Annotated in this window: 1 protein-coding gene; it reads right to left on the reverse strand. The window is 44.8% G+C overall.

Annotation, left to right across the window (positions count from 1 at the left end; translation table 11 throughout):
* Positions 1-106 precede the first annotated feature (106 nt).
* Positions 107-2,409 (reverse strand): tail fiber domain-containing protein (locus AC4II3_RS32470; protein ID WP_490723036.1); only part of this gene is annotated, 2,303 nt, incomplete at its 5' end.

Below are 2,409 nucleotides of genomic sequence, written 5' to 3' on the forward strand. Positions count from 1 at the left end.
AGGGAACAGGGAATAGGGAATAGGGAGCAGGGAGCAGGGAGCAGGGAGCAGGGAGCAGGGAGCAGGGAATAGGGAAGAAGTAAAAAATTCTGTTTAGCTGATTAGGCTAAAAAGCGCTAGATTGACTTTTCTGTTCCAAAGTTTGTACCTTCTCCATTAGCAAGGAAATCGTATTGTTTTGCTCCTTCACCACTTTAGTTAAAACCGCCACGATATCCATCGGACTGAGGGTTTTCCGATCATGACTGGCCACTAAATCCGGCACATCTTCCGCAATAAATCCGATGTGGGTTTCTTTTTGGTGATCTTCTTTGTACCTGAATTGGACGGGATTGAGTCTTTCCAGGGTTTCTATGGCGTCTTCTATTGCCAGGGTATTAATATTCTCTTTGAACTCTCGTGAGGATCTTTGTAGGATATTGTTAGCTGTTATATTACCTGTTACATGCACTCTACCATTGAAGTAGCCAGCATAGTTTATGCCAGCACCTATGGCACTACCGTAAACACCATAGGACGTACTTCCTTGACGACCTGTTACTTCACTGTAAACTCCGTAGACAGTAGATGCCCCACCATTGATAGCAGTGAAATAGCCACCATATCCAGATTTTAAAAAAATTGGCTTTGGAATTGGCTGTGGAGATTTGTCTCCTTCAATGGTATCAATAGGTTGATCAGTACCCCCTTCAATCGTATCAACCGCTTGATTTTTGTCATCGTTATCCTCTTCTCTAAGAGTTATAAAACCCTGGAAATGACCCCTAACACCGTAGCAGCGCGGAATATTTTTTACTGTTTCTGTTATGGCGAAGCTGGCACCGGATACTCCTCTTTCTTGGGAGTCATTAGTTCTAGGGAGAAGGTAATTACCAACCAAAACACCGCCATTGTAGCGAATATGGTTACCCGATAAGGTCTGCCACTTTCCGTCGCCACTAATCCCAGTTAAACCAGAACCATCCCCTTCAAACTTAGTGGCCTTAACAGTTCCATTTACCTCTAATTTTTCAGTAGGATTTGTGATGCCAATACCGACACGGCTAGCGGTTAAATTACCTGTTACATTTGCATTACCTTGGAAGTAGCCAGCATAACTAGTCTTGCCACCACTGGCAACACCGTAGACACCGTATACAATTGCACTGCTATTATTCTCAGCAATGGCACGACCGTAGACACCAAATCGGCTACCACTGGTACCACCTGTTGCTTGTGCATGCAAACCATACTTAGTGCCATTTTTACTGCCATCTACTTCGCTGTAAACTCCGAAGGCGGTAGTATTGCCGGTATTAGTAGCAGTGAAATGGCCACCAAATTGAGTTTGTCCCCCAGAGGCAATACCCCTGACACCAAATCGGGCACCACTGGTACCACCCGTTGCTTGTGCATGCAAACCAAATTTAGTGCCATTGCCATTGCCACCTGCCCTGCTGTGAACTCCGAAGGCGGTAGTATTGCCGGTATTAGTAGCAGTGAAATGGCCACCAAATTGAGTTTGTCCACCCTGTGCATGACCGTAGACACCAAATCGGCTACCACTGGTACCACCTGTTGCTTGTGCATACAAACCAAATTTAGTGCCATTGCGATTGCCTCCTACAACGCTTTGAACTCCATAGGCCGTTCTATTGCCCGTATTAGTAGCAATGGCCTTGACGCTTCCAGCCACTTCTAATTTTTGAGTAGGATTATTTGTGCCAATGCCGACATTGCCAGCATTATAGTAAATCCTGTTACTACCACCATCAGACCACTTTGTGCCACCAGCCCTAATACCAGTTAAACCAGAACCATCCCCTTCAAACCTAGTGGCTTTAACAGTTCCAGCTACCTCTAATTTCTGCCTAGGATTATTGGTGCCAATACCAACTTTTTTAGAACCAAGACCAACTGATAAAACGGGTTCTCCGCTTCCTTGAAAAACTATTAGATCTCCGTGCTCTCGGTATTCAACTCCCCAGTTTCGATGAGATGGGGAATGAGCAATGATTGGTCGAGGTGCATTGTTTTTACCACTTTGATGGATGTACATCATGGGGGCTGTCCCGTTGGCAAATCCGATTGAGCCGTTAACCGTGAGTTCAGCATAGGTGCTATTTGTACCAATACCTACATTGCCATGGTTATAGTAAATACTGTTATTACTACCATCAGACCACTTGGTTTCACTGCCAGCCCTAATGCCAGTTAAACCAGAACCATCCCCTACAAACCTAGTGGCTTTAACAGTTCCAGCTACCTCTAATTTTTCCGTAGGATTTGTAATGCCAATACCAACTTTTTTATAACCAAGACCAACTGATAAAACGGGTTCTCCGCTTCCTTGAAAAACCATTATATCTCCGTGCTCTCGGTATTCAACTCCCCAGTTTCGATAACGTGGGGAATGAGCAATGATTGGTC

The sequence above is a fragment of the Moorena sp. genome (assembly GCF_982860115.1).